The following is a 25,738-nucleotide window of genomic DNA, read 5'->3' as shown; positions in this document are numbered from 1 at the left end:
ACGGGGGTCGGGTCACCGGGCCGCCAGCACCTCGCGCAGCCGCTCGGCCCGGGTCGCCTGCGGCCCCTCCAGCGCGAGCAGCGCCGACAGCACCTGCGCGGTCTGCGGATCGTGCAGCGCGGTGGCCGCCGCCATCGCCGTGAACTGGTCCACCAGCCAGTCTCGCAGCTCGCCCACCGGCAGCGCGCGCCCCTCGTCCAGCCAGCTCAGCGACGCGCCCTCGACCACCGAGATCCACGAGCGCACCAGCAGCGTCAGCCGCGCCCCGGCCTCCCGCACGCCGAGGTGCCGCAGGGTCCGCTTGAGCGCCGCCCGCCGGACGTCGTCGACGATCGCCGAGGTGCGGGTCGTCTCCACCACCGAACCGCCGCGCAGCAGCGCCGAGTACCCGGCGTCGTGCTCGGCCACGAAGGCGAAGTAGCCGTCCAGGACGGCCGCCAGCTGCTCGGACGGGGTCCCCGCCAGCGGGACGGCGAAGCGGCTGGTCAGCTCGTCGGCCGCGCTGCGCAGCGCCGCCTCGTACAACTGCTGCTTGCCGCCCGCGAAGTAGCGGTAGACCAGTGGGCGGGAGGCCCCGGCGGCCTCGGCGACGTCGTCCAGGCTCACCTCCTCGGGCGGCCGGGCGGCGAACAGTTCCAGGGCGACCGCGATCAGCTGCTCACGCCGCTGCTGCACCGGCAGTCGCCGGTATCCGGTGCGGCGCGGGCGGACGGGTGCGGCCGGGGCGGGCACCGGGTCGGTTGCCGTGGCGGGGCGGGCTTCCATGGCGGTCAGCGTAATGGGCGCCGGCCCGATCCGGTCCTGTCGCGCGCGGCGGTTTCCCGAACGCGTGTTTGTGAGGTTCCCGCTCGGGGTGCGTCCGTCGGACGCGCCCTGGCCGGGATTCGGCCGGTGCATGTCACCGATCGCCGGTAAAGGCTTGCATTCGGCCCGTGCCACGCCATGATGTCCGAATGGTTGAAGAACTGATCACCTCCGATGCCACCACCCCGCGCCGCATCGCCGACGACTACGTCCGGGCCCTGGCCGAACTCGACCCGCTGACCGCGGTCTACCTGGGGCTCAATCCCGAGGACGACCGACTGCCCGACCTCTCGCCGACCGGCGCCGAGGCGATCGCCGACCTCGGCCGCCGCACCCTGGCGGCCCTCGCCGAGGCCGAACGGGCCGGCGCCGCCGAGGACGAGGCCGAGCGCCGCTGCGCCCGCCTGCTGCGCGAGCGGCTGACCGCCGAACTCGCCGTCCACGAGGCCGGGGAGCACTTCCGCGCGGTCCGCAACCTGGGCTCCCCGGTGCACGACGTCCGTGACGTCTTCACCCTGATGGCGACCGACACCGAGGCCGAGTGGCAGATCGTCGGCCGCCGGCTGGCCCGCATCCCGCTCGCGCTGGAGCAGTACCGCGAGACGCTGGCCGCCGGCATCGACCGCGGCCTGCTGTCCGGCCCGCGCCAGGTGACCACCGTGGTCGGGCAGTTCGGCGAGTGGCTGGCGGGGGACGTGCCCGGTGGCTGGTTCGGCGAGTTCGTCCAGGGCGCGCCGGAGGGCGTGCGCGCCGGGCTGTCCGAGCACGCGGTGGCCGCCGCCGAGGCGCTGGCCGCCCTGCGCGACTGGCTGCGCGACGTCTACGGCCCGGCCGCCGCCGACACCCCCGACACCACCGGCCGGGAGCGCTACCGCCGGTTCGTCCGCTTCTGGACCGGCTCCGACCTGGACCTGGACGAGGCCTACGTGTGGGCCTGGGGCGAGTTCCACGACCTGCTCGCGCAGATGGAGGCCGAGGCCGAGAAGGTCCGCCCGGGCACCGACCCGATGGCCGCGATGAAGTGGCTGGAGGCGGAGGGCCCGGCGGTCGAGGGCGCCGAGGCCACCCGGGCGTACCTCCAGGAGCTGATGGACCAGGCGATCAGGGACCTCCAGGGCACCCACTTCGACCTGGCCGAGCCGGTCACCCGGGTCGAGTCGAAGATCGCCCCGCCCGGCAGCGCGGCCGCGCCGTACTACTCCGCGCCCTCGCTGGACTTCAGCCGCCCCGGGCGGACCTGGCTGCCGACGCTCGGCCGGGAGCGCTTCCCGGTCTGGGACCTGGTCTCCACCTGGTACCACGAGGGCGTCCCGGGCCACCACCTGCAGCTCGCGCAGTGGAACTACGTCGCCGACCGACTCTCCACCTACCAGGTCAGCCTCGGCGGGGTGAGTGCCAACCTGGAGGGCTGGGCGCTGTACGCCGAGCGCCTGATGGACGAGCTCGGCTACCTCACCGATCCGGGCCACCGCCTCGGCTACCTCAACGCGCAGATGATGCGCGCGCTGCGGGTGATCGTCGACATCGGCATGCACGCGGGCCTGGACTTCCCGGCCGACTCCCCGTACCAGCCGGGCCGGCCGGTCAGCCCGGAGGCCGCCCGGGAGTTCTTCGGCCGGTACTGCGGCCTGTCCGCCGACTTCCTGGACAGCGAACTGGTCCGCTACCTGGGCATGCCCGGCCAGGCGATCGGCTACAAGCTGGGCGAGCGCGCCTGGCTGCGCGGCCGGGCGGCGGCGCGGGCGGCGCACGAGGCGCGCGGTGAGGAGTTCGACCTCAAGGCCTGGCACATGGCGGCGCTCTCGCAGGGCTCGCTGGGGCTGGACGACCTGGTCGCGGAGCTCTCCGCGCTGTAGGAACCTCTCCTGCTCCGGGAACCCCTCGGCGACCAGGGCCCCGGGACTCGTCCGCGAGTCCCGGGGCCCTGGTCCGCTGGTCCCGGAAAGGTCGATTCGGCGAGGTTTTGCCTTGCGGTTCGTCCGCGCGGGGGTTTCGCTTGAAGGCGAGTGCGTGACCTCTCCGTACCCTCCGGAAGGCTCGACCAGTGCCTGTGCATCCCGCCACCGTTCATGAGAACGCGGACAGCCGCCGCTGGTGGGTGCTGGCCGTCATCGCCATCGCCCAGCTCATGATCGTCCTCGACGTGACCATCGTGAACATCGCGTTGCCATCGGCCCAGCGGGACCTGGGCATCTCCGACGCCGGCCGGCAGTGGGTGATCACCGCCTACACGCTCGCCTTCGGCGGCCTGCTGCTGCTCGGCGGCCGGCTCGGCGACCTCTTCGGCCGCAAGCGCGTCTTCACCGTCGGCCTGCTGGGCTTCGCCCTCGCCTCCGCCCTCGGCGGCGCGGCGGTCGGCCCGGCCATGCTCTTCGGCTCCCGCGCCCTCCAGGGCGCGTTCGCCGCCCTGCTCGCCCCCTCCGCGCTGGGGCTGCTCTCCACCACCTTCACCAAGCCGAAGGAACGCGGTACGGCCTTCGGCGTCTTCGGCGCGATCGCCGGCGGCGGCTCCGCGATGGGCCTGATCCTGGGCGGTCTGCTGACGGAGTACCTGGACTGGCGCTGGTGCCTGTTCGTGAACGTTCCGATCGCCGCCGCGGCGGCCCTCGCGGCCTTCTCCATCCTGGACCGCGACCACATCGGCAGGGGGCGCCGGGTCAAGCTCGACCTGCCCGGCGCGCTGCTCGGCTGCGGCGGCCTGCTGGCGATCGTCTTCGGCACCTCCGAGGCCGTCACCCGCACCTGGGGCGACCGGCTGGTGCTCGGCTCGCTGGCCCTCGGCGCGGCGCTGATCGCGTCGTTCGTCCTGGTCGAGAAGCGCACCGCGCACCCGCTGCTGCCCCTGCACGTCGTCGCCCAGCGCAACCGCGTCGGCGCCGCCCTCTCGGTCGGCCTGGCGATGATCGGCATGTTCGGCCTGTTCCTGTTCCTCACCTACTACCTGCAGGTCATCAAGCACTTCTCACCGGTGCTGTCCGGCCTCTCCTTCCTGCCCATGACGGCCGTCGTCGTGATCAGTTCGACGGGCTTCGCGGCCCGGCTGATGACCAGGGTGCCGTCGCGCAACCTGATCGGGCCCGGACTGCTGCTCGCCGCGGCCGGCATGGCCTGGCTGACCCAGATGAAGGTGGACAGCCCGTGGGCGGGCCTGGTGCTGCCCGCCGAGTTGCTGCTCGGCATCGGCATGGGCCTGGTCTTCATGCCGTCGATGAGCCTGGCCACCCTCGGGGTCGGCCCGCGCGAGGCGGGCGCGGCCGCGGCCACCCTGAACTCGTCCCAGCAGGTGGGCGGTTCGATCGGCGTGGCGCTGCTCAACACGGTCGCGGCCAGCGCCACGGCGGGGTTCCTCGCCACCCGGATCGCCACCGACCCGGTGGTCCGGGCCCAGGGCACGGTGCACGGCTACGTGGTCGCGACCTGGGTGTCGACGGGCATCCTGCTGCTGGCCGCGCTGATCGCCGTCCTGGTGATCGACCACCGGCCGGCGTCCGGCGCGGCGGCCGTCGCGCGCCCCGCCGAGGTGCTCCCCGTCGATGACCGGCCCGTCGAGGCGCACTCCGTCGACGGTCGGTCCGTCGAGGCCAGGCCCGTCGAGGCGCACTCCGTCGACGGTCGGTCCGTCGAGGCCAGGCCCGCCGAGGTCAGGTCCGGCGACGGCCGGTCGGGCGCCGGGGCGCACGCGGCCGCCCCGGCGGAGTACAGACGGGAAACCTGAAATTTTCAGCAAGGTCTTGCAGTCAACCTCCGGCGCCTGCTTGACTCCTGGCCACCGTCCAGGGATCAAGGAGGCGCCGTCATGCCGCCCGAGTTCGACCTGCTCGTCGTCGGCGGCGCCGGCGTGGACACCATCGTCCGGGTGGACCGGCTGGAGATCCCGCCCGGCGACTCGCAGTTCGTCGAACCCGTCCGCGACTACGTCGGCCACACCGGCAGCGGCGTCGCCCTCGGCGCCCACCACCTCGGCCTGCGCACCGCCTTCCTCGACTTCCTCGGCGACGACCCGCAGGGCGGCCTGGTCCGCGCCGCCTTCGAGCGCCACGGCCTGCACTTCGCGCACCTGGTGAGCCCGCACGGCACCCCGCGCGGGGTCAACCTGGTGGACGCCGCCGGCCGCCGGTTCTCCTTCTACGACGGCCGCCACCCCGCCGACCTGCGGCTGCCGCGCGAGTTCTACCTGCCGTACGCGCGACGCAGCCGGCACGTCCACCTCTCCATCACCGGCGTCAACCGGGACATGTACGCCGACCTCCACCGGCTCGGCCGCACCACCTCCACCGACCTGCACGACTGGGACGGCGCCAACCCGCACCACCGCGACTACGCGCTCGGCTCCGACCTGGTGTTCCTCTCGGTGGCCGGCTGCCGGGGCCGCCACGAACAGGTGATGCGCGCGATCCTCGCCGAGGGCCGCGCCGCCGTCGTCACCGCCACCGCGGGCGCCGACGGCTGCTACCTGCTCACCCGGGACGACGCGCAGGTGCACCACCTCCCGGCGGTCGACCCGGGCCGCCCGGTGGTGGACACCAACGGCGCCGGGGACGCCTTCGTCGTCGGCTTCCTGTCCGCCTGGTTCCGGGGCCGCGCGCCGCTGGACTGCGCCCGGGCCGGTTCGGTCGCCGGCGCCTTCGCCTGCACCACCGCCGGGACGCACACCGCCTTCGTCCAGGCCGGGGAGCTGGGACCGACCGGTCTGAACCGCTTACTCGACGCCGGGTGAGCTTTTTCTCATCGAGATCCCAGCCATCGGTAACGACCTTTCCAGGCTGAGACGGCATAGTCGGTGATCGCACGCCACCACCGAACGAGCCGTCGACGACTGGCAGGAGAGACAGGCATGGGTCAGCACCGCCGCCGGCCGCCGCGCCGCCGCAGCCTTCTGGGTCCGACCCTGCTCGCCGCGCTCTCGGCGGTCCTGGTGGCCGCCGTGGTGACCGGCACGCACGGGCTGAGCCTGTCCGACGCGACGGCCGCCGGGAAGGCGGCGCGCAGCCCCCGGGCCGCCGTCGCGCCGGCCGAGACCACGGCCACGCCCGAGGCGCCCGCCTCACCCGCGCCGGTCGACGCCCCCGCGCCGACCGACGGCCCGTCCGCCGCGCCGACCGACGGCCCGACCACCGACCCCGCCGCCGCGCCGGGCGGCGCCCCGTCGGCCGCCCCGACGCCCTCCGCGGCGGCGACCCCCGCCACCCGCGGCGCCCTCCCCGGCACCACCGCCACCGCCGCCGCCACGCCCGAAGCCGCCACCGTCGGCGCGCTGTTCAGCGGCGCCGTGGCGGCCGGCAACCACTTCTGCACCGCCAGCGTGCTGCACAGCCCGGGCGGCAACCTGCTGCTGACCGCCGCGCACTGCCTCAGCAGCACCGCCGGCGTCACCTTCGTCCCCGGCTACCGCGACGGCTCCGCCCCGTACGGCAGCTGGCAGGTCACCGCCGTCCACACCACCACCGGTTGGTCCCAGAAGGGCGACCAGGACGAGGACTTCGCCATCCTGGAGACGGCGCCGAGCAACGGCCGCAAGGTCGAGGACGTGGTCGGCGGCAACCGGCTCGGCCCCGACGAGCCCTTCGGCGCCACCGTCCGCCTCTACGGCTACCCGGGCGACGCCGAGGAGCCCGTCCTCTGCACCGACACCACCGGCCAGCAGAGCGCCTACCAGCGCGTCATCGCGTGCCCGGCCTACCCGTCCGGCACCAGTGGCGGCCCCTGGATCGACACCGCCACCGGCGACGTGGTCGGCGCCATCGGCGGCTACCAGCAGGGCGGCGACACCGACGACATCTCCTACAGCGCCTACTTCGACCACACCGTCGCCGGGCTCGTCTCCCAGGTCGAGGCCGCCGCCTCCTGAGCCCGGGGCCGGGGGTGCTCCCCGCCCGTCCCGCTCCCCGACCACCCGGCCCACGGCCGACCGTCCGGGGCCGGACATGACGAAGGCCCAGATCCGTGGATCAACTCCACTGATCTGGGCCTCTGTTGCACTTCCTGCGAAGTGCCCCCGGTAGGATTCGAACCTACGCACCCGCCTCCGGAGGGCGGTGCTCTATCCCCTGAGCTACGGGGGCCTGGCTGGTGTCATCGGCGCTTCGGCCTCCGACGTGAAGAACACTACCAGGCTCCGGGCGTGGTCCGTGCACGGGTTTGCGCGACGGCGCCGGAGCCGGACGGGCGCCGGGCGGCGAGGGGCCGGTGGAAGTGCCCAAAGGCCGGACGGGGCGGCGGGGGCGCCGATACCCTCGGTGAGGTGTCGGGAGTGTCCGGGCGGGTCCTCGTGGTGGACGACAGCGAGGTGATCCGCCAGCTGATCAGGGTCAACCTGGAGCTTGAGGGCTTCGAGGTGGTGACCGCCGCCGACGGCGCCGAGTGCCTGGAGGTGGTCCGCCGGGTGAAGCCGGACGTGGTCACGCTGGACGTGGTGATGCCGCGTCTGGACGGCTTGCGGACGGCGGCCCGGCTGCGCGCGACCCCGGGGACCAGCCGGCTGCCGATCGCGATCGTGAGCGCCTGCAGCCCGGCCGATCTGGACCTGGGGGAGGCGGTCGGCGTGGACGGCTACCTCGGCAAGCCCTTCGATCCGGCCGATCTGGTGGCGCTGGTGCGGCGGCTGATGGCCGCCGGGCGGGTCTGACGGGTCCCGCCCCGAGGGTTTCGCCCTGAGCGAACAGGGCGCACGGATCGGGGCCGACACCCCGGTCGGGACGGCGTGGCGGTGTCTCAACCGGCAAACCGGGTGGCGGGCGGGTACCCCGTCTCGCCTACCCTTGGCGTCGTGACACCCGCAGAGCTTTCCCAGGCAGTCCAGGCCGCAGTGAGCGCCGCCGTCGAGGCGGGCGAGCTGACCGTCGCCGTGCCCGAGCACGTGACGGTCGAGCGGCCCAAGAACAGGGACCACGGCGACTACGCGACCAACGTGGCCCTCCAGCTCGCCAAGGCGGCCGGCCGGCCGCCGCGAGCCGTGGCCGAACTGCTCGCCGACCGCCTGCGAGGGATCACCGGCGTCGCCAAGGTCGACATCGCCGGGCCGGGCTTCCTGAACATCACCCTGGACACCGCCACCGCCGGTGCGCTGGCGCGCACCATCGTCGAGGCGGGCGAGGCCTACGGCCGCAACCGGGACCTCGCGGGCCTGAAGATCAACCTGGAGTTCGTCTCCGCCAACCCGACCGGCCCGATCCACATCGGCGGCGTCCGCTGGGCCGCCGTCGGCGACTCGCTGGCGCGCGTGCTGCGGGCCTGCGGCGCCGACGTCACCACCGAGTACTACCTGAACGACGCCGGCGTGCAGATCACCAAGTTCGCCGCCTCGCTGCAGGCCGTCGCGAACGGCCACGAGGCGCCCGAGGGCGGCTACGTCGGCGAGTACATCGCCGATATCGCCAAGGCGATCACCGACGCCGTCCCGGGCGTGCTCGACCTGCCCGAGGCCGAGCAGCTGCAGGTCTTCCGCACCGAGGGCCTGAAGCTCATGGTGGGCGAGATCAAGCGCTCCATGGACGAGTTCGGCACCCACTTCGACGTGTGGTTCTCCGAGAAGTCGCTGCACGACTCCGGCGCCGTCGAGCAGGCCACCAGCCGGCTGCGCGAGCAGGGCCACGTCTTCGAGCAGGACGGCGCGGTCTTCCTGCGCACCACCGACTTCGGCGACGACAAGGACCGCGTCCTGATCAAGGCCGACGGCGACACCACCTACTTCGCCGCCGACGCCGCCTACTACCTGTCCAAGCGCGACCGCGGTACCGAGGTCGCGCTCTACATGCTGGGCGCCGACCACCACGGGTACGTCAACCGCCTGAAGGCCATCGCGGCCTGCGCGGGCGACGACATGAACCACAACATCGAGGTGAAGATCGGCCAGTTCGTGAAGATGCTTCGCGACGGCGAGGAGGTCCGCATGTCCAAGCGGGCCGGCAACATCATCACGATCGACGACGTGGTCGAGTGGATCGGCGTGGACGCCGCCCGCTACACCCTGGCGCGGTCCTCCACGGACTCCACCATCACGCTCGACATCAACATCCTGACCAGCCAGACCAACGAGAACCGGGTCTACTACGTCCAGTACGCCCACTCCCGGATGTGCGCCGTCCAGCGCAACGCCGACGAGCACGGCATCTCGCGCGGTGCGGCCGAGGACTTCAAACCGGAGCTGCTGGCCACCGAGTGGGAGTCCGACCTGCTCGGCCACCTCGGTGAGTTCCCGCGCGTGCTGGCCTCGGCCGGCGAGCTGCGCGAGCCGCACCGGGTCGCCACGTACCTGGAGGAGCTGGCGGCCAAGTACCACCGCTTCTACGACAACTGCCGCATCCTGCCGCGCGGTGACGAGGAGGTCACGGACCTCACGCGCGCCCGGCTGTGGCTGGCCGACGCGACGCGCACGGTCGTCGCCAACGGCCTGACGCTCCTGGGCGTCACGGCGCCCGAGCGGATGTAGGCACCCCCCAAGCGCACAGCGGGGGCGGCTGACGGTCAACGAGGACCGTCGCCGCCCCTCGCCATAGGTCAAGGAACGAGGGACATGAGTCGCTCTGCACACCCCGCAGGCCCCCGTCACGGCGACGTGTTGCCCGAGGGCCACTACCAGGCCCCGCCGGCCGACCTGAACGCGCTCGACCCCAAGGTCTGGTCACGCACCGTCGCCCGCAACGCCGAGGGCGTGGCCACCGTCGGCGGGATCGACGTCACGGCGCTGGCGGCCGAGTTCGGCACGCCGGCCTACGTGCTCGACGAGGAGGACTTCCGGAGCCGGGCGCGCGCCTGGCGGGACGCCTTCGGCACCGACGCGGACGTCTACTACGCCGGCAAGGCGTTCCTCTCCAAGGCGATCGTGCGCTGGCTGCACGAGGAGGGCCTGAACCTCGACGTGTGCAGCTCCGGCGAGCTGGCGGTGGCGCTGGCCGCCGGGATGCCGCCGGCGCGGATCGCGCTGCACGGCAACAACAAGTCGGCGGACGAGCTGGAACACGCGGTGAAGACCGGCGTCGGGCACATCGTGGTCGACTCCTACGAGGAGATCGAGCGCCTGGCCGCGATCACCGCCCGCCAGGGCGTCCGCCAGCAGGTGCTGATCCGGATCACGGTCGGCGTCGAGGCGCACACCCACGAGTTCATCGCCACCGCGCACGAGGACCAGAAGTTCGGGCTGTCGCTGACCGGGGGAGCGGCCGCCGAGGCGGTGCGCCGGGTGCTCGGCCACGACGGCCTGGAACTGCGCGGCATCCACTCGCACATCGGCTCGCAGATCTTCGACACCGCCGGGTTCGAGGTGGCCGCCCGCCGGGTGGTCGGCCTGCTGGCCGAGATCCGCGACGAGCACGGCGTCGAGCTGCCCGAGATCGACCTGGGCGGCGGCCTGGGCATCGCGTACACCAGCGACGACGACCCGCGCGAGCCGGCCGAGATCGCGGCCGCGCTGGCCGAGATCGTGCGCCGCGAGTGCGCCGCCGCGAACCTGAAGGCCCCCCGGCTGAGCGTGGAGCCGGGCCGGGCGATCGTCGGCCCGACGGCGTTCACGCTGTACGAGGTCGGCACCGTCAAGTCGCTGGAGGGCCTGCGCACCTACGTCAGCGTGGACGGCGGGATGTCCGACAACATCCGGACCGCGCTGTACGACGCCGACTACTCGGTCGCCCTGGTGTCGCGCCGCAGCGACGCGGAGCCGATGCTGGTCCGCGTGGTCGGCAAGCACTGCGAGTCCGGCGACATCGTGGTCCGGGACGCCTTCCTGCCGGCCGACCTGGCCCCCGGCGACCTGATCGCGGTGCCCGCCACCGGCGCGTACTGCCGCTCGATGGCGAGCAATTACAACCACGCCCTGAAGCCTCCCGTGCTCGCCGTCAAGGACGGTGCCGCGCGGGTGATCGTCCGGCGCGAGACGGAGGAGGATCTCCTGCGTCTCGATATCGGATGACGGAATTCTTGTCTCAGATCATGGAACGACCGTAGATCCGTCCGGGAAGTCCCCGAGACTGGTACGGACCGAAGTTCCCGGCGGCCCCGAGAATCCCGCCGGAATTACCGAAGCACGATGAATGCAGAGCGGAGTCGGATGATGCGTACGCGCCCGCTGAAGGTGGCGTTGCTGGGTTGTGGTGTGGTGGGCTCCGAGGTGGCGCGCATCATGACGACGACGGCCGACGACCTCGCCGCGCGCATCGGTGCCCCGGTCGAGCTCGCCGGGATCGCGGTCCGCCGGGCCGGCCGGGTCCGCCCGGGCGTGCCCGAGCACCTGATCACCACCGACGCCGAGGCCCTGGTCAACCGGGGCGACATCGACGTGGTGGTCGAGGTCGTGGGCGGCATCGAGCCGTCCAAACACCTCATCCTGTCGGCGTTCGAGCAGGGCGCCTCGGTGGTCAGCGCCAACAAGGCGCTGCTCGCCAAGGACGGCACCGAACTGCACGCCGCGGCCGCCGCCGCCGGGGTGGACCTGTACTACGAGGCCGCGGTGGCGGGCGCGATCCCGCTGCTGCGCCCGCTGCGCGAGTCCCTCGCGGGGGACAAGGTCAACCGGGTGCTGGGCATCGTCAACGGCACCACCAACTTCATCCTCGACAAGATGGACACCACCGGCGCCGGATACTCGGAGGCACTGGAGGAGGCCACCGCGCTGGGCTACGCCGAGGCCGACCCGACGGCCGACGTCGAGGGCTTCGACGCCGCCGCCAAGGCCGCGATCCTGGCCGGCATCGCCTTCCACACCGAGGTCACCGCGGCGGACGTCTACCGCGAGGGCATCACCGAGGTGACCGCCGCCGACATCGCCTCCGCCAAGGAGATGGGCTGCGTGGTCAAGCTGCTCGCGATCTGCGAGCGGGCGGCGGACGGCGAGTCCGTCACCGCGCGGGTCCACCCGGCGATGATCCCGCTGTCGCACCCGCTGGCCTCCGTCCGCGAGGCGTACAACGCCGTGTTCGTCGAGGCCGAGGCGGCCGGCCGGCTGATGTTCTACGGCCCGGGCGCGGGCGGCTCGCCGACCGCCTCCGCGGTGCTCGGCGACCTGGTCGCGGTCTGCCGCAACAAGCTGGCCGGCGCGACCGGTCCCGGTGACTCGGTGTACACGCAGCTGCCCGCCAAGCCGATGGACGAGGTGGTCACCCGCTACCACGTCAGCCTGGACGTGGACGACCGTGCGGGCGTGCTCGCCCAGGTCGCGTCCGTCTTCGCCGAGCACGGCGTCTCCATCGACACCGTGCGCCAGCAGGGCCGCGAGGGCGACGCCTCGCTCGTCGTGGTCACTCACCGTGCCACCGACGCCGCGCTGTCGGCGACGGTCGACAAGCTCCGCGCGCTGGACAGCGTGCGGGACGTGGCCAGCATCATGCGGGTCGAAGGGGAGTAAGGAACAGCCATGAACGCCGTTGCCGAGAACGTCGTCCGAGGCGCGCACACCCACCAGTGGCGCGGCCTGATCGAGGAGTACCGGGATCGCCTGCCGGTCACCGCGGCCACGCCGGTGGTCACCCTGCTGGAGGGCGGCACCCCGCTGGTCCCGGCCCAGGTGCTCTCCGAGCGCACCGGCTGCGAGGTCTACCTCAAGGTCGAGGGCGCCAACCCGACCGGATCCTTCAAGGACCGCGGGATGACGATGGCCATCTCCAAGGCCAAGGAGGACGGCGCGCAGGCCGTCATCTGCGCCTCCACCGGCAACACCTCGGCCTCCGCCGCCGCGTACGCGGTGCGGGCCGGGATGGTCTGCGCGGTGCTCGTCCCGCAGGGCAAGATCGCCCTCGGCAAGATGGGCCAGGCGCTGGTGCACGGCGCCAAGATCCTGCAGGTGGACGGGAACTTCGACGACTGCCTCACCCTCGCGCGTGAACTGTCCGAGAAGTACCCGGTGGCGCTGGTCAACTCGGTCAACCCGGTGCGCATCGAGGGCCAGAAGACGGCGGCCTTCGAGATCGTCGACATGCTCGGCGACGCCCCGGACATCCACGTCCTGCCGGTCGGCAACGCGGGCAACATCACCGCGTACTGGAAGGGCTACCGCGAGTACGCCACCGACGGCCTCGCCGCCCGCACCCCGCGGATGTGGGGCTTCCAGGCCTCCGGCTCGGCCCCGATCGTGGACGGCGCGCCGGTGCTCAAGCCGCAGACCATCGCCACCGCGATCCGGATCGGCAACCCGGCCTCCTGGGACTTCGCGCTCGCCGCGCGGGACGAGTCGGGCGGCCTCATCGACAAGGTGACCGACCGTCAGATCCTGTCCGCCTACCGGCTGTTGGCCGCTCAGGAGGGCGTCTTCGTGGAGCCCGCCTCGGCTGCCTCGGTGGCCGGTCTGCTGGCCAAGGCGGAGGCCGGCCTGGTCGACCCGGGCCAGCGGATCGTCTGCACCGTGACCGGCAACGGCCTCAAGGACCCGGACTGGGCGGTGGCCGGAGCGCCGCAGCCGCAGATCGTCCCGATCGACCCGGAGGCGGCCGCGCAGCGCCTGGGCCTGCTCGACTGACCTCGCGCCGGGCCGCCCACGGCACCTGACGCCCCGACGGGCCGCCCCTTCAGGGGTCGGCCCGTCGGCGTTCTCCGCTGACACTTTTGTGTCAATTACGGCGCGCATTCCGATCCGATTCCGGTACGCATTCCGGCCAGAAGCGGCAACACACCAGATCGAAGGACCACGGGGTGTACCACTGGGGAACCTCTCTTCGATACTCTGGGTTCGGCCGTGTGGCACATGCCCCGGGCCCGGTCTTCTCCAGACCGCGCCGACGACTGTGACCGCCCGCCCCGGAGGGGGCCCGCGGCCCCTTCCCCGCCCTTCGCACCGACGACGCGCTCCGCGCCGCCCGATTTCCCCAGGAGAGTCCACCGCATGGCCGGTCCCGCGTTCCGTGCCGCCGCCGTCCGGGTCCGGGTTCCCGCGACCAGTGCCAATCTCGGCCCAGGCTTCGACGCCTTCGGACTCGCGCTGGGTCTGTACGACGACGTGGTCGTCCGGGTCGCCGACTCCGGCCTCTCCGTCGACATCGCCGGCGAGGGTGCCGACACGCTGCCCCGCGACGAACGCCACCTGCTGGTCCGCTCGATGCGCGCCGCCTTCGACCGCCTCGGCGGCCAGCCGCGCGGCCTCGAAGTGGTCTGCGCCAACCGGATACCGCACGGCCGCGGCCTGGGCTCGTCCTCGGCCGCCATCTGCGCCGGCATCGTGGCCGCCCGCGCCGTCACCATCGGCGGCCCGTCCGCACTGGACGACGACGCGTTGCTGGCCCTCGCCTCCGAGTTGGAGGGCCACCCGGACAACGTCGCGGCCTGCCTGCGCGGCAACTTCACCATCGCCTGGACCGACGAGGAGTCGGCCAAGGCGGTCACCCTGGAGCCCTCCGACCAGGTCGTCCCGGTGGTCTTCGTCCCTGCCGACGAGGTGCTCACCGAGACCGCCCGCGGCCTGCTGCCGAAGACCGTCCCGCTGACCGACGCCGCCGTCAACGCGGGCCGCGCCGCGCTGCTGGTCGAGGCGCTGACCCGGCGGCCCGAGCTGCTGCTCGCCGCCACCGAGGACCGCCTGCACCAGGACTACCGTTCCTCCGCCATGCCGGACAGCGCCGCGCTGGTGGGCGCGCTGCGCGCGGAGGGCGTCCCCGCGGTGATCTCGGGGGCCGGTCCGACCGTCCTCGCGCTCACCGACGAGGCGGGCGCCGACAAGGTGCTCTCCTTCGCCGGGCACCACGGCCACGGCGGCGACCCGGCGTTCGCCGCACACCGCCTGGAGCTCGACCGGATCGGGGCCACCGTGCTCCCGCTGGACGTCTGAGCGGCCCGTTCGGGCCGCTCGTCGGGCCCGGCTCGGCCCCGTGCCGAGCCGGGCCGTCCGGACACGATTGGCAAGCGCAAGGCTGGGGAATGTCTGAGGGGGTCGGTAGTGTTAACCTCATTGCTGCACCAGGTGCCCTCCGGGGCTCGGTGCGCCGCGTCCCGATCCCAGCACTCCACTGCCGTGGAGTCGCGGCGATGTACGGGGCGACGATTCTCCGGGAGCCCACCGCAGCGCGTACGCAGCCTGCCTGCGCGACACGCGGCCGCATCCCGAAGCCGTGACGGCACCTGACTCCCACCCGCGGCCTCCCACCTTGAGGCCAGGACGGGCTGAGCGCGGGCCACCGTCACGCGACGGGGGCCCGGGATTCGCAGGCAGCGTGGGGGTACGCCCGGTCGGCACACGACCGGCCCGCCGCGCCACTCAGCACCACCGTGCTTCATGCACCGCACCTCGCAGCTCTCCCTCGACCGGCTTCCGCCTTTCGAGGGATCACCGCCTCGGACCGACGCAGTCGAGCGTTGGTCAGGACAGCACAACCGGTCGCCGAGCCAGACAGGCCGACGTCCGCTCCAGGGAAGGACCCTTAGTGAGCGACTCCACCGATCTGATGGGCGCGCGCCCGGACGCCGAGGCGTCGGACGCAGCCGCCGCCCCCGCGGCCCCGGCGCGGCGCCGCCGTACCGCCGCCGCGGGCCTGGACGGCATGGTCCTGGCCGAGCTGCAGAAGCTCGCCGCGGACCTGGGCATCACCGGTACCGGACGCATGCGCAAGAGCCAGCTGATCGAGACCATCAAGGAGAAGAGCGGCGGCGACCCGCTGCTCGCCGCCGGTGGTGCCCCGGCTGCCGCCAAGCGCACCGCCGCCAAGGCGGACGCCGAGGCCCCGGCCGAGAAGCCCGCCCGCCGCACCAAGGCCGCCGCCGCCAAGGCCGCCGCCGAGGCTCCGGCCGCCGCCGAGTCGCAGGCCCAGATCGAGATCCCGGTCCAGGCCGCCGCCGAGACCGCCGCGCCGGCCCGCGCCGAGCGCACCCGCCGCCGTGCCACCTCCGCCGCCGGCGCCCCGGTCGCCGAGGTCGCGGCCGAGGCCGCCGTGGTCGTGGCCGAGCCCAAGCAGGCCGAGACCCGCCAGGCCGAGACCCGCGGCTTCGAGGGCCGCGAGGAGGGTCGCCCCGAGACCCGCCGCGACCGCCGGGACCGCCGGGACCGCCGCGACGGCGGCGAGCGCACCGAGCGCACCGAGCGCCAGGACGGCGGCGAGGCCCAGGCCGGTCAGGACGGCGACTCGCGCGAGTCGCGCCGCGACCGCCGCAACCGCCGTGAGCGCACCGACCGCCAGCCCCAGCAGGGCGGCGGCCAGCAGCAGGGCGGCCAGGGCGACGGCCAGCAGGGCCGCCAGGGCGGCCAGCAGACCCAGCAGCCGCAGGCCCAGCAGGGCGGCTACGACGACGACGAGTTCGGCGACGGTCGCCGGGGCCGCCGCGGCCGCTACCGCGACCGTCGGGGCCGCGGCAGCCGCCGCGAGGGCTTCGAGGTCGGCCCCGCCGAGCCGCAGGTCGGCGACGACGACGTCCTGATCCCGGTCGCGGGCATCCTCGACATCCTCGACAACTACGCGTTCGTGCGCACCTCCGGCTACCTGCCGGGCCAGAACGACGTGTACGTCTCGCTCGCCCAGGTCCGCAAGAACGGCCTGCGTAAGGGCGACGCCATCACCGGCGCGGTGCGCCAGCCCCGCGAGGGCGAGCGCCGCGAGAAGTTCAACGCGATGGTGCGGCTGGACTCCGTCAACGGCATGGACCCGGAGAGCGGCCGTGGCCGCCCCGAGTTCAACAAGCTGACCCCGCTCTACCCGCAGGACCGGCTGCGCCTGGAGACCGACCCGGGCGTGCTGACCACCCGGATCATCGACCTGGTGTCGCCGATCGGCAAGGGCCAGCGCGGTCTGATCGTCGCGCCGCCGAAGACCGGTAAGACGATGGTGCTGCAGGCGGTCGCCAACGCGATCACCCACAACAACCCCGAGTGCCACCTGATGGTCGTCCTGGTCGACGAGCGTCCGGAGGAGGTCACCGACATGCAGCGGTCGGTGAAGGGCGAGGTCATCTCCTCGACCTTCGACCGCCCGGCCGAGGACCACACCACCGTCGCCGAGCTGGCCATCGAGCGCGCCAAGCGCCTGGTGGAGCTGGGCCACGACGTGGTCATCCTGCTGGACTCGATCACCCGCCTCGGCCGCGCCTACAACCTGGCGGCGCCGGCCTCCGGCCGCATCCTGTCCGGTGGTGTCGACTCGACCGCGCTGTACCCGCCGAAGAAGTTCTTCGGTGCCGCGCGCAACATCGAGAACGGCGGCTCGCTGACCATCCTGGCCACCGCGCTGGTCGAGACTGGCTCGCGCATGGACGAGGTGATCTTCGAGGAGTTCAAGGGCACCGGCAACATGGAGCTCAAGCTCGACCGGAAGCTCTCGGACAAGCGCATCTTCCCGGCCGTCGACGTGGACGCCTCCAGCACCCGCAAGGAGGAGATCCTGCTCGGCAGCGAGGAGTTGGCCATCGTCTGGAAGCTGCGCCGGGTGCTGCACGCGCTCGACTCGCAGCAGGCCATCGAGCTGCTCCTGGACAAGATGAAGCAGACCAAGAGCAACGCCGAGTTCCTGATGCAGATCGCCAAGACCACCCCCGGCTCCGGCGACTGACCGTAGCCGGACGGCTGTCGGCCACGGAACCCCGGATCGCGCGAGCGGTCCGGGGTTCCGTGCGTCCACTCCGGCTTTGTTCCAGAGTTGGGACATCTGGGGTCCTTTGGATCATCTTGTCCGATTTACTCTGGACCGTATGGCCGAGCACAAGAGGGTCCTGACCCGCCGCCGCAAGATCCTGCGCGTGGCCGCCTGCGCGTTCGCCGCACTCGTCGTCCTCGGCGCCGGAGCGGCCGGGTACGCGTACGTCAAGCTCAACGGGAACATCAAGAGCGTCGACATCAACGCCCGCCTCGGCGACGCCCGGCCCCCGGCCGCCACCAACGGCTCGTTCAACATCCTGGTGCTGGGCTCCGACTCGCGGAACGGCGAGAACGGCGACCTGGCCGGCGGCGACACCGGCGACACCGCCCGCTCGGACACCGCGATGGTGGTGCACGTCAACCAGGACCACTCGAACGCCGAGGTCGTCTCGATCCCGCGCGACACCCTGGTCACCCGGCCCGACTGCACCGACGCGGGCGGCAAGACGGTGCCCGGCGCCAAGCACGCGATGTACAACAGCGCCTTCGAGAGCGGCGGCGCGGCCTGCGCGGTCAAGACCACCGAGCAGTTCACCGGGCTGCGGATGGACCACTACGTGCAGATCGACTTCGCCGGCTTCGCCCGGGTCGTGGACTCCATAGGCGGGGCCACCGTGAGCACCACGGTGGCCATCCACGACAAGGACAGCGGGCTCGACCTGGCAGCGGGCGAGCACCACCTCGACGGGCAGCAGGCGCTGGCCTTCGTCCGCACCCGGCACGGCGTCGGCGACGGCAGCGACCTCGGCCGGATCGAACTCCAGAAGCAGATGGTGAAGTCGCTGCTCCAGCAGGCCGGCGGGATCGGGCTGTTCTCCAACCCGGTCAAGCTCTGGTCGATCGGCGACACCATGACCCGCAGCATCACCACCGACTCCGCGCTGGGCTCGGTGAACTCCCTGGTGGGGCTCGTCCAGGAGCTCCAGGGGATCGGGCCGGACCAGCTCGGCATGGTGACCCTGCCGGTGGTGACCGCGCCCAGCGACCCCAACCGGGTGGTCGAGCAGCAGCCGCAGGCCGGGCAGGTCTGGGCGGCGCTCAAGGCCGACCAGCCGGTCCCGCAGTCCGTCGTCTCGGCGCAGCCGGAGAACCCCGCCCAGGCCGCCCCCACGGCCTCTGCGACGGCCCCGGCGAAGGCCCCCGCCAGGCGCTGAGCGGCGCCCGGAATATCCCGGAACACGACCCGGTTTGGGAAGATGCGGCCGGTCCTGGCAGACTGGTCCGTCGGTCCCGGTTCACGTGCGGCGCTCCAGCCGCCGACCCGGTGCCCTCCCGAAAACTAGGAGAACCCCTTGAAGCCCAACGTTCACCCCGAGTACGTGGTCACCCGTGTGACCTGCACCTGCGGTGCCGAGTTCACCACCCGCTCGACCGAGACCAGCGGCGAGATCCGCGCCGAGGTCTGCTCGCAGTGCCACCCGTTCTACACCGGCAAGCAGAAGATCCTCGACACCGGTGGCCGCGTGGCCCGCTTCGAGGCCCGCTTCGGCAAGCAGCACAGCGCGAAGGCCTAGCGCTCCCTCGGCGCCGGTTCCCGGTGCCCCCGTACTCGTTCCGGGGGCGCTGGGGGCCGGCGCCGTTCGCGTCCCCGGCGTTCGCGCGCCACACCGCCGGTCCGTACGGCCGAACGGTTCTCAACGGTTCTCACGGGAAGAAGGCCCACCCATGTTCGAGGCAGTCGAAGAGCTCCTCGTCGAGCACGCCGACCTCGAGAAGAGGCTGGCCGACCCGTCCGTCCACGCCGACCAGGCCAACGCCCGCAAGCTGGCCAAGCGGTACGCCGAGCTGACTCCGATCACCCGGGTCTACCGGCAGTGGCGACAGGCCGGCGAGGACATCGAGGCCGCGCGTGAACTCGCCGCCGAGGAGCCGGAGTTCCTCGCCGAGGTGAAGGACGGCGAGCAGCGCCGCGAGGGGCTGACCGAGGAACTGCGGCTGCTGCTCGTGCCGCGCGACCCGAGCGACGAGAAGGACGTCATCCTGGAGATCAAGGCGGGTGAGGGCGGCGAGGAGTCCGCACTGTTCGCCGGCGACCTGCTCCGGATGTACCTGCGCTTCGCCGAGCGGATCGGCTGGAAGACCGAGATCATCGACGCCAACGAGTCCGACCTCGGCGGCTACAAGGACGTCTCGGTGGCCGTGAAGACCAAGGGCAACGCCGAGCCCGGCCAGGGCGTCTGGGCCCGGCTGAAGTACGAGGGCGGCGTGCACCGCGTGCAGCGCGTCCCCGCCACCGAGTCCCAGGGCCGCATCCACACCTCCGCGGCGGGCGTGCTGGTCACCCCCGAGGCGGAGGAGGTCGAGGTCGAGATCCTCGCCAACGACCTGCGGATCGACGTCTACCGCTCCTCCGGCCCCGGCGGCCAGTCGGTCAACACCACCGACTCGGCGGTCCGGATCACCCACCTGCCGACCGGTATCGTGGCGTCCTGCCAGAACGAGAAGAGCCAGCTGCAGAACAAGGAGCAGGCGATGCGCATCCTGCGGTCGCGGCTGCTGGCCGCCGCGCAGGAGGAGGCCGAGCGCGAGGCCTCGGACGCGCGTCGCAGCCAGGTCCGTACGGTGGACCGCTCCGAGCGGATCCGGACGTACAACTACCCCGAGAACCGCATCTCGGACCACCGCACGGGGTTCAAGTCGTACAACCTGGACCAGGTCCTGGACGGCGAACTGAACGCGGTGATCCAGTCCTGCGTCGACGCGGACGCGGCGGCCAAGCTCGCCTCGGCCCAACAGAACTGAGACCGGCGCGCCCCAGCCCGAGCGACGGCGCGAGCCGGAGTGCAGAAACAAGAGGTCGTACGGATGAACCTGCTGCTCGCCGAGGTGGCCCAGGCCACCCAGCGGTTGGCCGCGGCCGGCGTGCCGTCGCCGCGCTTCGACGCGGAGGAACTCGCCGCCTACGTCCACAACGTCAAGCGCAGCCAGCTGCACACGGTGCAGGATGCCGACTTCGACGCCCGCTACTGGGAGGCCGTCTCCCGCCGCGAGGCGCGCGAGCCACTCCAGCACATCACCGGGCGGGCGTTCTTCCGCTACCTCGAACTGGAGGTCGGCCCCGGGGTGTTCGTGCCCCGGCCGGAGACCGAGACGGTCGTCGAGTGGGCCATAGACGCCGTCCGCGACATGGACGTGGCCGAGCCGCTGGTCGTCGACCTGTGCTCCGGCTCCGGCGCCATCGCGCTCGCCCTGGCCCAGGAGCTGCCGCGCTCGACCGTGCACGCCTTCGAACTCGACGAGGGCGCGCTGCAGTACACCCGGCGCAACATCGAGGCCAGTCCCGACCGCGCCCGGGTCACCCTGCACGCCGGCGACGCCACCCGGGCCTTCGCCGACGACCGCTCCTGGGACGGCCGCTTCGACCTGGTGATCTCCAACCCGCCGTACATCCCGCTCACCGAGTGGGAGTACGTCGCACCGGAGGCCCGCGACCACGACCCGCAGATGTCGCTGTTCTCCGGCGAGGACGGCCTGGACACCATCCGCGGCATCGAGCGGGTGGCCGCCCGGCTGCTGCGCCCCGGTGGCGCGGTGGTGATCGAGCACGCCGACCAGCAGGGCGGGCAGGTCCCGTGGATCTTCAACGAGGAACGCGGCTGGACGGACACCGCCGACCACCGTGACCTCAACAACCGGCCGCGTTTCACCACCGCCCGCAGGGCGTCGTTGTGAACGGGCGAGCGCACGACCGCCGCTCGCCGGGCCGCACCGTGACGACCGTGCTGTGAACGCTGTGATGAGCCATTCCGGAAGGGGACCGCACCGATGAGCCGCCGCTACGACTGTGCCGACACCGGGGACCGTGCCACCGGCCTGCGCGAGGCCGCCTCGGCCATCCGCCGCGGCGAACTCGTCGTGCTGCCCACCGACACCCTGTACGGGGTCGGCGCGGACGCCTTCTCCCCGGAGGCCGTCGGCGACCTGCTGGCCGCCAAGGGCCGCGGCCGCAACATGCCCTCGCCCGTCCTGGTCGGCTCGCCGACCACCCTGCACGGCCTGGTCACCGACTTCTCCGAGCAGGCCTGGGAGCTGGTCGACGCGTTCTGGCCCGGCGGGCTCACCCTGGTCGCCAAGCACCAGCCCTCGCTGCGCTGGGACCTCGGCGAGACCCGCGGCACCGTCGCCGTCCGGATGCCGCTGCACCCGGTCGCCATCGAGCTGCTGAACGCCACCGGCCCGCTCGCCGTCTCCAGCGCCAACCGGACCGGCGGCCCGTCCCCGTCCACCTGCGACGAGGCGCAGGCGCAGCTCGGCGACGCCATCTCGGTCTACCTGGACGGCGGGCAGGCGGAGCACGCGACCGCCTCGTCCATCGTCGACGTCACGGGCAAGGTCCCGGTCCTGCTGCGGGCTGGCGCGATCAGCGTCGAGCAGCTGAGGGAGGTCGTCCCCGACCTGGAGGCCGGCAGTTGACGCCCACCGCCTCGCTCCATGCCGGGCCCGGCATAGCGCCGTACCTGAGCGTGGGCCCCAGGCCGCTGGACCACTTCCGGATCCTGTTCGTCTGCACCGGCAACATCTGCCGCTCGCCGATAGCCGAGCGGCTCACCCGGCGTGAGCTGGACACCCGGCTCAGCCCCCGGGTCGCCGGACGGATCCTGGTGGAGAGCGCCGGCACCTGGGGCCACGTGGGCGCGCCGATGGAGGACCACGCGGCGACCGTGCTGAACGAGTACGGCGCCGACAGCGGGGGCTTCACCGGCCGTGAGCTGCTGGACGAGCACGTGGTCGAGGCCGACCTGGTGCTCACCGCGACCCTGGACCACCGCGCCCAGGTCATCTCGATGGGCCACGAGGCGGGCCTGCGCACCTTCACGCTGAAGGAGTTCACCCGCCTGGTGCGGACGATCGACCCGGGCACCCTGCCCGACCCGCGCCGCGGCGCCGACGTCACCGAGCGTGCCCGCGCCCTGGTCCGGGCGGCCGCCGCGCTGCGCGGCTGGCTGCTCGCCGCCACCCCGGAGTCCGACGAGCTGGACGACCCGTACGGGGCGCCGATCGGCATGTTCCGCAACTGCGGCGAGGAGATATTCCACGCGGTCGACCCGGTGGTCACCGCGCTCACCGGCGTGCCCGCGCTGCGCTGACCGCTCGCGCCGCGCTGATCCGCCCGCGGCGTGAGCGCGCCGCCGGTCGCCCGCCGCCCCGTCCGCCCCGCCGCCCCGTCCGCCCCGGCGGGCGAACGCCGAATGGCCCCGCGTCGGCGAGCCCCCCGCCCCGGCCGGTCCTACGCTGGAGGAACCGACCCTTCCCGGCCCCCACGCCGGGAGGCGCCCCCACGCCGCCCCGGAGCCCGCCATGACCGTCATCGACGTCCCGACCGTCCCGACCGGCCCGCCCGCGACCAGGGGTCGCCCGTGGGCCTCCGAGGCGCTGCGCCGGGCGGATCCGCAGGTGGCCGACCTGCTGGCGGCCGAGGCCGAGCGGCGGGCCGAGACGATCCAACTGCTGGCGGGGGAGAACCTGACCTCCCCGGCCGTCCTGGCGGCGCTGTCCGGCCCGCTGATCGACAAGTACGCCGAGGGCTACCCGGGCCGCCGGCACCACACCGGCTGCGCCCTCGCGGACGCCGCTGAGCTGCTGGCGATCGACCGGGCCCGCGAGCTGTTCTCCGCCCCGCACGCCAACGTCCAGCCCCGGTCGGCGACTTCGGCGATGCTGGCGGTGTACGCGGCGCTGCTGCGGCCCGGTGACGGGGTACTGGCGATGTCGCTGGAGCACGGCGGCCACCTCAGCTGCGGGTCGCGGGCGAACTTCTCCGGCCGCTGGTTCACCTTCACCGGCTACGGGGTGCGCGAGGGCGACGGTCTGATCGACCTGGACCAGGTGCGCGACCTGGCCCGCACGCACCGTCCGAAGGCGATCGTGGCGGGCTCGATCTCCCACCCCCGGCACCCGGACTGGGCCGCGTTCCGGGAGATCGCCGACGAGGTGGACGCCTATCTGATCGCCTCGATCGCGCAGACCACCGGTCTGGTCGCGGCCGGGGTGGCGCCCTCCCCGGTGCCCTACGCGGACGTCACCGTGGCGGCCACCCACAAGCTGCTGCGCGGCCCGCGCGGGGGCCTGCTGCTGTCCACCGCGGAGCTGGCCGAGCGGATCGACCGGGCGGTGTTCCCGTTCAGCCAGGGCGGGGCGGCGATGAACGAGGTGGCGGGCAAGGCGGTGGCGCTGGCCGAGGCCCGTACGCCCGGCTACCGGGCCTACGCGCAGCGGACGGTGGCGGGGGCACGGGTGCTGGCGGCGGGGCTCGCGGAGGCCGGGATGCGCCCGTCGACCGGCGGTACCGACACCCACCTGGTGACGGCGGACGTGCGCCCGCTGGGCGTCACCGGCGCGGAGGCCGAGCGGCGCTGCGCTGCGGCCGGGCTGCTGCTCGGCAAGTGCGCACTGCCGTACGACCCGGCGCCGGCGGCCGAGGCCTCCGGGATCCGGCTGGGGACCGGCACGGTGACCAGCCAGGGGATGGGCGAGGCGGAACTGGCCGAGATCGCCGGGCTGATCGCGCAGGTGCTCGCCGGGGGTACGGGCGCGCGGGTGGGGGAGCGGGTCCGGGAGCTGGCCCTGGCCTTCGCCGACCAGCGGTGACTCACACCCGGCCACGGGTAACCGAATCTCCTACCCGGGAGAGCGAACCGCGATGCACGCCTTGGGCGTCCGACTCAATAAGGTGTGAGGCGTGGCGACGCACCTCGAACCCCGGGAAGGCAGGGGAGTACCTTCGGTACCTCCCCGTTGGACAGTGACCCAGGAGGCCGGTGGTGCGTGAGTATCTGCTGGTGCTGTTCTGCACCGCCGCCGTCACGTACCTGCTGACCGGCCCGGTCCGGAAGTTCGCCATCGCGGCCGGCGCCATGCCGCCGGTCCGCGCCCGGGACGTGCACCGCGAACCGACACCCCGGCTCGGCGGGATCGCCATGTTCGGCGGGCTGTGCGCGGGCATCCTGGTCGCCTCGCAGCTGGACAACCTGAGCAAGGTGTTCTCCCAGGGCACCGACATCCGCGCGCTGCTGTCCGGCGCCGGGATCATGTGGCTGCTCGGGGTGCTCGACGACAAGTGGGGCGTGGACGCGCTGGTGAAGCTCGGCGGCCAGATGATCGCCGCCGGTGTGATGGTCTGGCAGGGCGTCACGGTGATCACCCTCCCGGTGCCCGGTGTCGGCGCGGTCGCGGTGAGCCCCACCCAGGGCATGGTCATCTCGGTCACCCTGGTCGTCGTCATGGTCAACGCGGTGAACTTCATCGACGGCCTGGACGGCCTGGCGGGCGGCATGGTCTGCATCGCCGCGATGGCGTTCTTCCTGTACAGCTACCGGCTCTGGTACGGCTACACGATCACCGACGCGGCGCCCGCGGTGCTGTTCAGCGTGCTGCTGATCGGGATGTGCCTGGGCTTCCTGGCGCACAACATGCACCCCGCGCGGATCTTCATGGGCGACTCCGGCTCGATGATGCTGGGCCTGATGCTCGCCGTCGCCGCGATCTCCATCACCGGCCGCGTCGACCCGGACCTGATCACCAGCGAGACCGGTTCGCAGACCGCGACCGTGCACGCCCTGGTGCCGATCTACATCCCGCTGCTGCTGCCGCTGACGGTCATCGCTCTGCCGCTGGCGGACCTGCTGCTCGCGGTGGTGCGCCGCACCTGGGCCGGCCAGTCGCCGTTCGCCGCGGACAAGCGCCACCTGCACCACCGGCTGCTCCAGGTCGGGCACTCGCACAGCCGGGCCGTGCTGATCATGTACTTCTGGGCCGCGCTGATCGCCTTCGGCACGGTGGCCTTCTCGGTGACCAACACCGGCCGCACGGTGGTGCTGACGCTCGCCGGGCTCTGCCTGGTCGGCCTGGTGGTGCTGCTGACGCCGCGCTTCCGGCCGCGCGCGCCGAGGGCGGTGCAGTCCTTCGTCCCGCCGCGCTACCGCCGCCAGCAGTCCGCGCCGATGGCTGAACTGTCGGCGAAGGACAAGGAACTTCTGGGTGAAGCCGGTCGGGGGTCCTCGGCGCTCGGCGATCACCACGGTCGAGCCACCGGCCGCCGGTAGCAAGGCAGTTGATCTTCCGTCAAATGGCCTCACCCGTTCGGCTGTACCGTTGCGCCGTCGGTGTGACAGGTGCCACACATTCATGGTAAAGCTCTCATCAAATAGTTTGTGATACCGTTCACGAGTACCGAGAACACGCCGAAAGACCTGACAGGTGGAGGACTTCCGTCCCTGGTCGGTCTCCCTCGACGGGCCCGCCGCTCCAGCGGGCGGCCCGGGCGGCGGCCTCTCGGTCCGGTGTCACCCACCACCTTCTGTGCCCCGTCCCCCGCCACATCGACATGCCGCCGGAGCTGCCGACATGCCGTCCACCGACGCCCGGATCCTCCGAGGCGCCGCGATTCCCACTGCGGTAGCC

At 72.8% G+C, this 25,738-nt stretch carries 20 protein-coding genes and 1 tRNA gene; 19 read left to right on the top strand and 2 right to left on the bottom strand.

Annotation, left to right across the window (positions count from 1 at the left end; translation table 11 throughout):
- Nucleotides 1-12 precede the first annotated feature (12 nt).
- Entirely contained in the window at nucleotides 13-765 is a 753-nt protein-coding gene (locus ACIO5E_RS17210; RefSeq protein ID WP_400668205.1) for a TetR/AcrR family transcriptional regulator, read from the bottom strand.
- 188 nt (nucleotides 766-953) lie between these two features.
- On the opposite strand from ACIO5E_RS17210, the gene ACIO5E_RS17205 reads away from it, so the two are divergent.
- The 4 genes from ACIO5E_RS17205 (at nucleotide 954) to ACIO5E_RS17190 (ending at nucleotide 6,652) form a co-directional block, all read left to right on the top strand.
- Entirely contained in the window at nucleotides 954-2,660 is a 1,707-nt protein-coding gene (locus ACIO5E_RS17205; protein ID WP_400668203.1) for a DUF885 domain-containing protein, read from the top strand.
- A gap of 194 nt (nucleotides 2,661-2,854) precedes the next feature.
- The gene (locus ACIO5E_RS17200; protein WP_400668735.1) at nucleotides 2,855-4,519 is read left to right on the top strand and encodes an MFS transporter; all 1,665 of its coding nucleotides are present in this window, start codon (nucleotides 2,855-2,857) and stop codon (nucleotides 4,517-4,519) included.
- Nucleotides 4,520-4,600: 81 nt separating this feature from the next.
- The gene (locus ACIO5E_RS17195; protein WP_400668200.1) at nucleotides 4,601-5,521 is read left to right on the top strand and encodes a carbohydrate kinase family protein; all 921 of its coding nucleotides are present in this window, start codon (nucleotides 4,601-4,603) and stop codon (nucleotides 5,519-5,521) included.
- A gap of 117 nt (nucleotides 5,522-5,638) precedes the next feature.
- On the top strand, nucleotides 5,639-6,652 hold the full coding sequence (locus ACIO5E_RS17190; protein ID WP_400668197.1) for a trypsin-like peptidase domain-containing protein: 1,014 nt from the start codon (nucleotides 5,639-5,641) through the stop codon (nucleotides 6,650-6,652).
- 142 nt (nucleotides 6,653-6,794) lie between these two features.
- Here the strand turns inward: ACIO5E_RS17190 and ACIO5E_RS17185 are convergent.
- Nucleotides 6,795-6,866: transfer RNA gene (locus tag ACIO5E_RS17185), tRNA-Arg, on the bottom strand.
- 188 nt (nucleotides 6,867-7,054) lie between these two features.
- On the opposite strand from ACIO5E_RS17185, the gene ACIO5E_RS17180 reads away from it, so the two are divergent.
- From ACIO5E_RS17180 to ACIO5E_RS17110, 15 genes are all read left to right on the top strand, one after another.
- Nucleotides 7,055-7,429 carry a response regulator gene (locus tag ACIO5E_RS17180; protein WP_400668733.1) on the top strand — a complete coding sequence of 125 codons (375 nt, stop codon included), beginning with the start codon at nucleotides 7,055-7,057 and terminating at the stop codon, nucleotides 7,427-7,429.
- Between the two features lie 141 nt (nucleotides 7,430-7,570).
- Nucleotides 7,571-9,232 (top strand): arginine--tRNA ligase, encoded by a 1,662-nt coding sequence (gene argS, locus ACIO5E_RS17175; protein ID WP_400668194.1) that lies wholly within the window; start codon nucleotides 7,571-7,573, stop codon nucleotides 9,230-9,232.
- Between the two features lie 84 nt (nucleotides 9,233-9,316).
- On the top strand, nucleotides 9,317-10,708 hold the full coding sequence (lysA, locus tag ACIO5E_RS17170; protein ID WP_400668192.1) for a diaminopimelate decarboxylase: 1,392 nt from the start codon (nucleotides 9,317-9,319) through the stop codon (nucleotides 10,706-10,708).
- Nucleotides 10,709-10,846: 138 nt separating this feature from the next.
- Nucleotides 10,847-12,139, top strand: a complete 1,293-nt coding sequence (locus tag ACIO5E_RS17165; protein ID WP_280676060.1) for a homoserine dehydrogenase — start codon at nucleotides 10,847-10,849, stop codon at nucleotides 12,137-12,139.
- A 9-nt stretch (nucleotides 12,140-12,148) separates the two neighbouring features.
- The gene (gene thrC, locus ACIO5E_RS17160; protein ID WP_400668188.1) at nucleotides 12,149-13,246 is read left to right on the top strand and encodes a threonine synthase; all 1,098 of its coding nucleotides are present in this window, start codon (nucleotides 12,149-12,151) and stop codon (nucleotides 13,244-13,246) included.
- A gap of 363 nt (nucleotides 13,247-13,609) precedes the next feature.
- Nucleotides 13,610-14,548 carry a homoserine kinase gene (gene thrB / locus ACIO5E_RS17155; RefSeq protein ID WP_280676055.1) on the top strand — a complete coding sequence of 313 codons (939 nt, stop codon included), beginning with the start codon at nucleotides 13,610-13,612 and terminating at the stop codon, nucleotides 14,546-14,548.
- A gap of 592 nt (nucleotides 14,549-15,140) precedes the next feature.
- Nucleotides 15,141-17,252, top strand: coding sequence for a transcription termination factor Rho (gene rho, locus ACIO5E_RS17150; RefSeq protein WP_400668184.1), 2,112 nt, complete (start codon nucleotides 15,141-15,143; stop codon nucleotides 17,250-17,252).
- A gap of 139 nt (nucleotides 17,253-17,391) precedes the next feature.
- Nucleotides 17,392-18,492, top strand: coding sequence for an LCP family protein (locus tag ACIO5E_RS17145; RefSeq protein WP_400668182.1), 1,101 nt, complete (start codon nucleotides 17,392-17,394; stop codon nucleotides 18,490-18,492).
- 138 nt (nucleotides 18,493-18,630) lie between these two features.
- Nucleotides 18,631-18,852 (top strand): 50S ribosomal protein L31, encoded by a 222-nt coding sequence (rpmE, locus tag ACIO5E_RS17140; RefSeq protein ID WP_030057539.1) that lies wholly within the window; start codon nucleotides 18,631-18,633, stop codon nucleotides 18,850-18,852.
- Nucleotides 18,853-19,003: 151 nt separating this feature from the next.
- A complete protein-coding gene (gene prfA / locus ACIO5E_RS17135; RefSeq protein ID WP_400668178.1) occupies nucleotides 19,004-20,080 on the top strand; it encodes a peptide chain release factor 1 in 1,077 nt (358 codons plus the stop codon).
- Between the two features lie 63 nt (nucleotides 20,081-20,143).
- The gene (prmC, locus tag ACIO5E_RS17130; protein ID WP_280676043.1) at nucleotides 20,144-21,010 is read left to right on the top strand and encodes a peptide chain release factor N(5)-glutamine methyltransferase; all 867 of its coding nucleotides are present in this window, start codon (nucleotides 20,144-20,146) and stop codon (nucleotides 21,008-21,010) included.
- 93 nt (nucleotides 21,011-21,103) lie between these two features.
- Nucleotides 21,104-21,751 (top strand): L-threonylcarbamoyladenylate synthase, encoded by a 648-nt coding sequence (locus tag ACIO5E_RS17125; protein ID WP_280676041.1) that lies wholly within the window; start codon nucleotides 21,104-21,106, stop codon nucleotides 21,749-21,751.
- 32 nt (nucleotides 21,752-21,783) lie between these two features.
- A complete protein-coding gene (locus ACIO5E_RS17120) occupies nucleotides 21,784-22,425 on the top strand; it encodes a protein-tyrosine-phosphatase (RefSeq protein WP_280676600.1) in 642 nt (213 codons plus the stop codon).
- Nucleotides 22,426-22,636: 211 nt separating this feature from the next.
- Complete coding sequence (gene glyA, locus ACIO5E_RS17115; RefSeq protein ID WP_400668173.1) at nucleotides 22,637-23,926, top strand: serine hydroxymethyltransferase; 1,290 nt, start codon at nucleotides 22,637-22,639, stop codon at nucleotides 23,924-23,926.
- Nucleotides 23,927-24,099: 173 nt separating this feature from the next.
- Nucleotides 24,100-25,380 carry an MraY family glycosyltransferase gene (locus tag ACIO5E_RS17110; protein WP_400668170.1) on the top strand — a complete coding sequence of 427 codons (1,281 nt, stop codon included), beginning with the start codon at nucleotides 24,100-24,102 and terminating at the stop codon, nucleotides 25,378-25,380.
- The last annotated feature ends 358 nt before the right edge of the window (nucleotides 25,381-25,738 follow it).

The organism is Kitasatospora sp. NPDC087314, assembly GCF_044744365.1.
GTDB lineage: Bacteria > Actinomycetota > Actinomycetes > Streptomycetales > Streptomycetaceae > Kitasatospora.
Note: the sequence above shows the minus strand (reverse complement) of the source record. Positions and strands in the feature narration are given on the sequence as shown.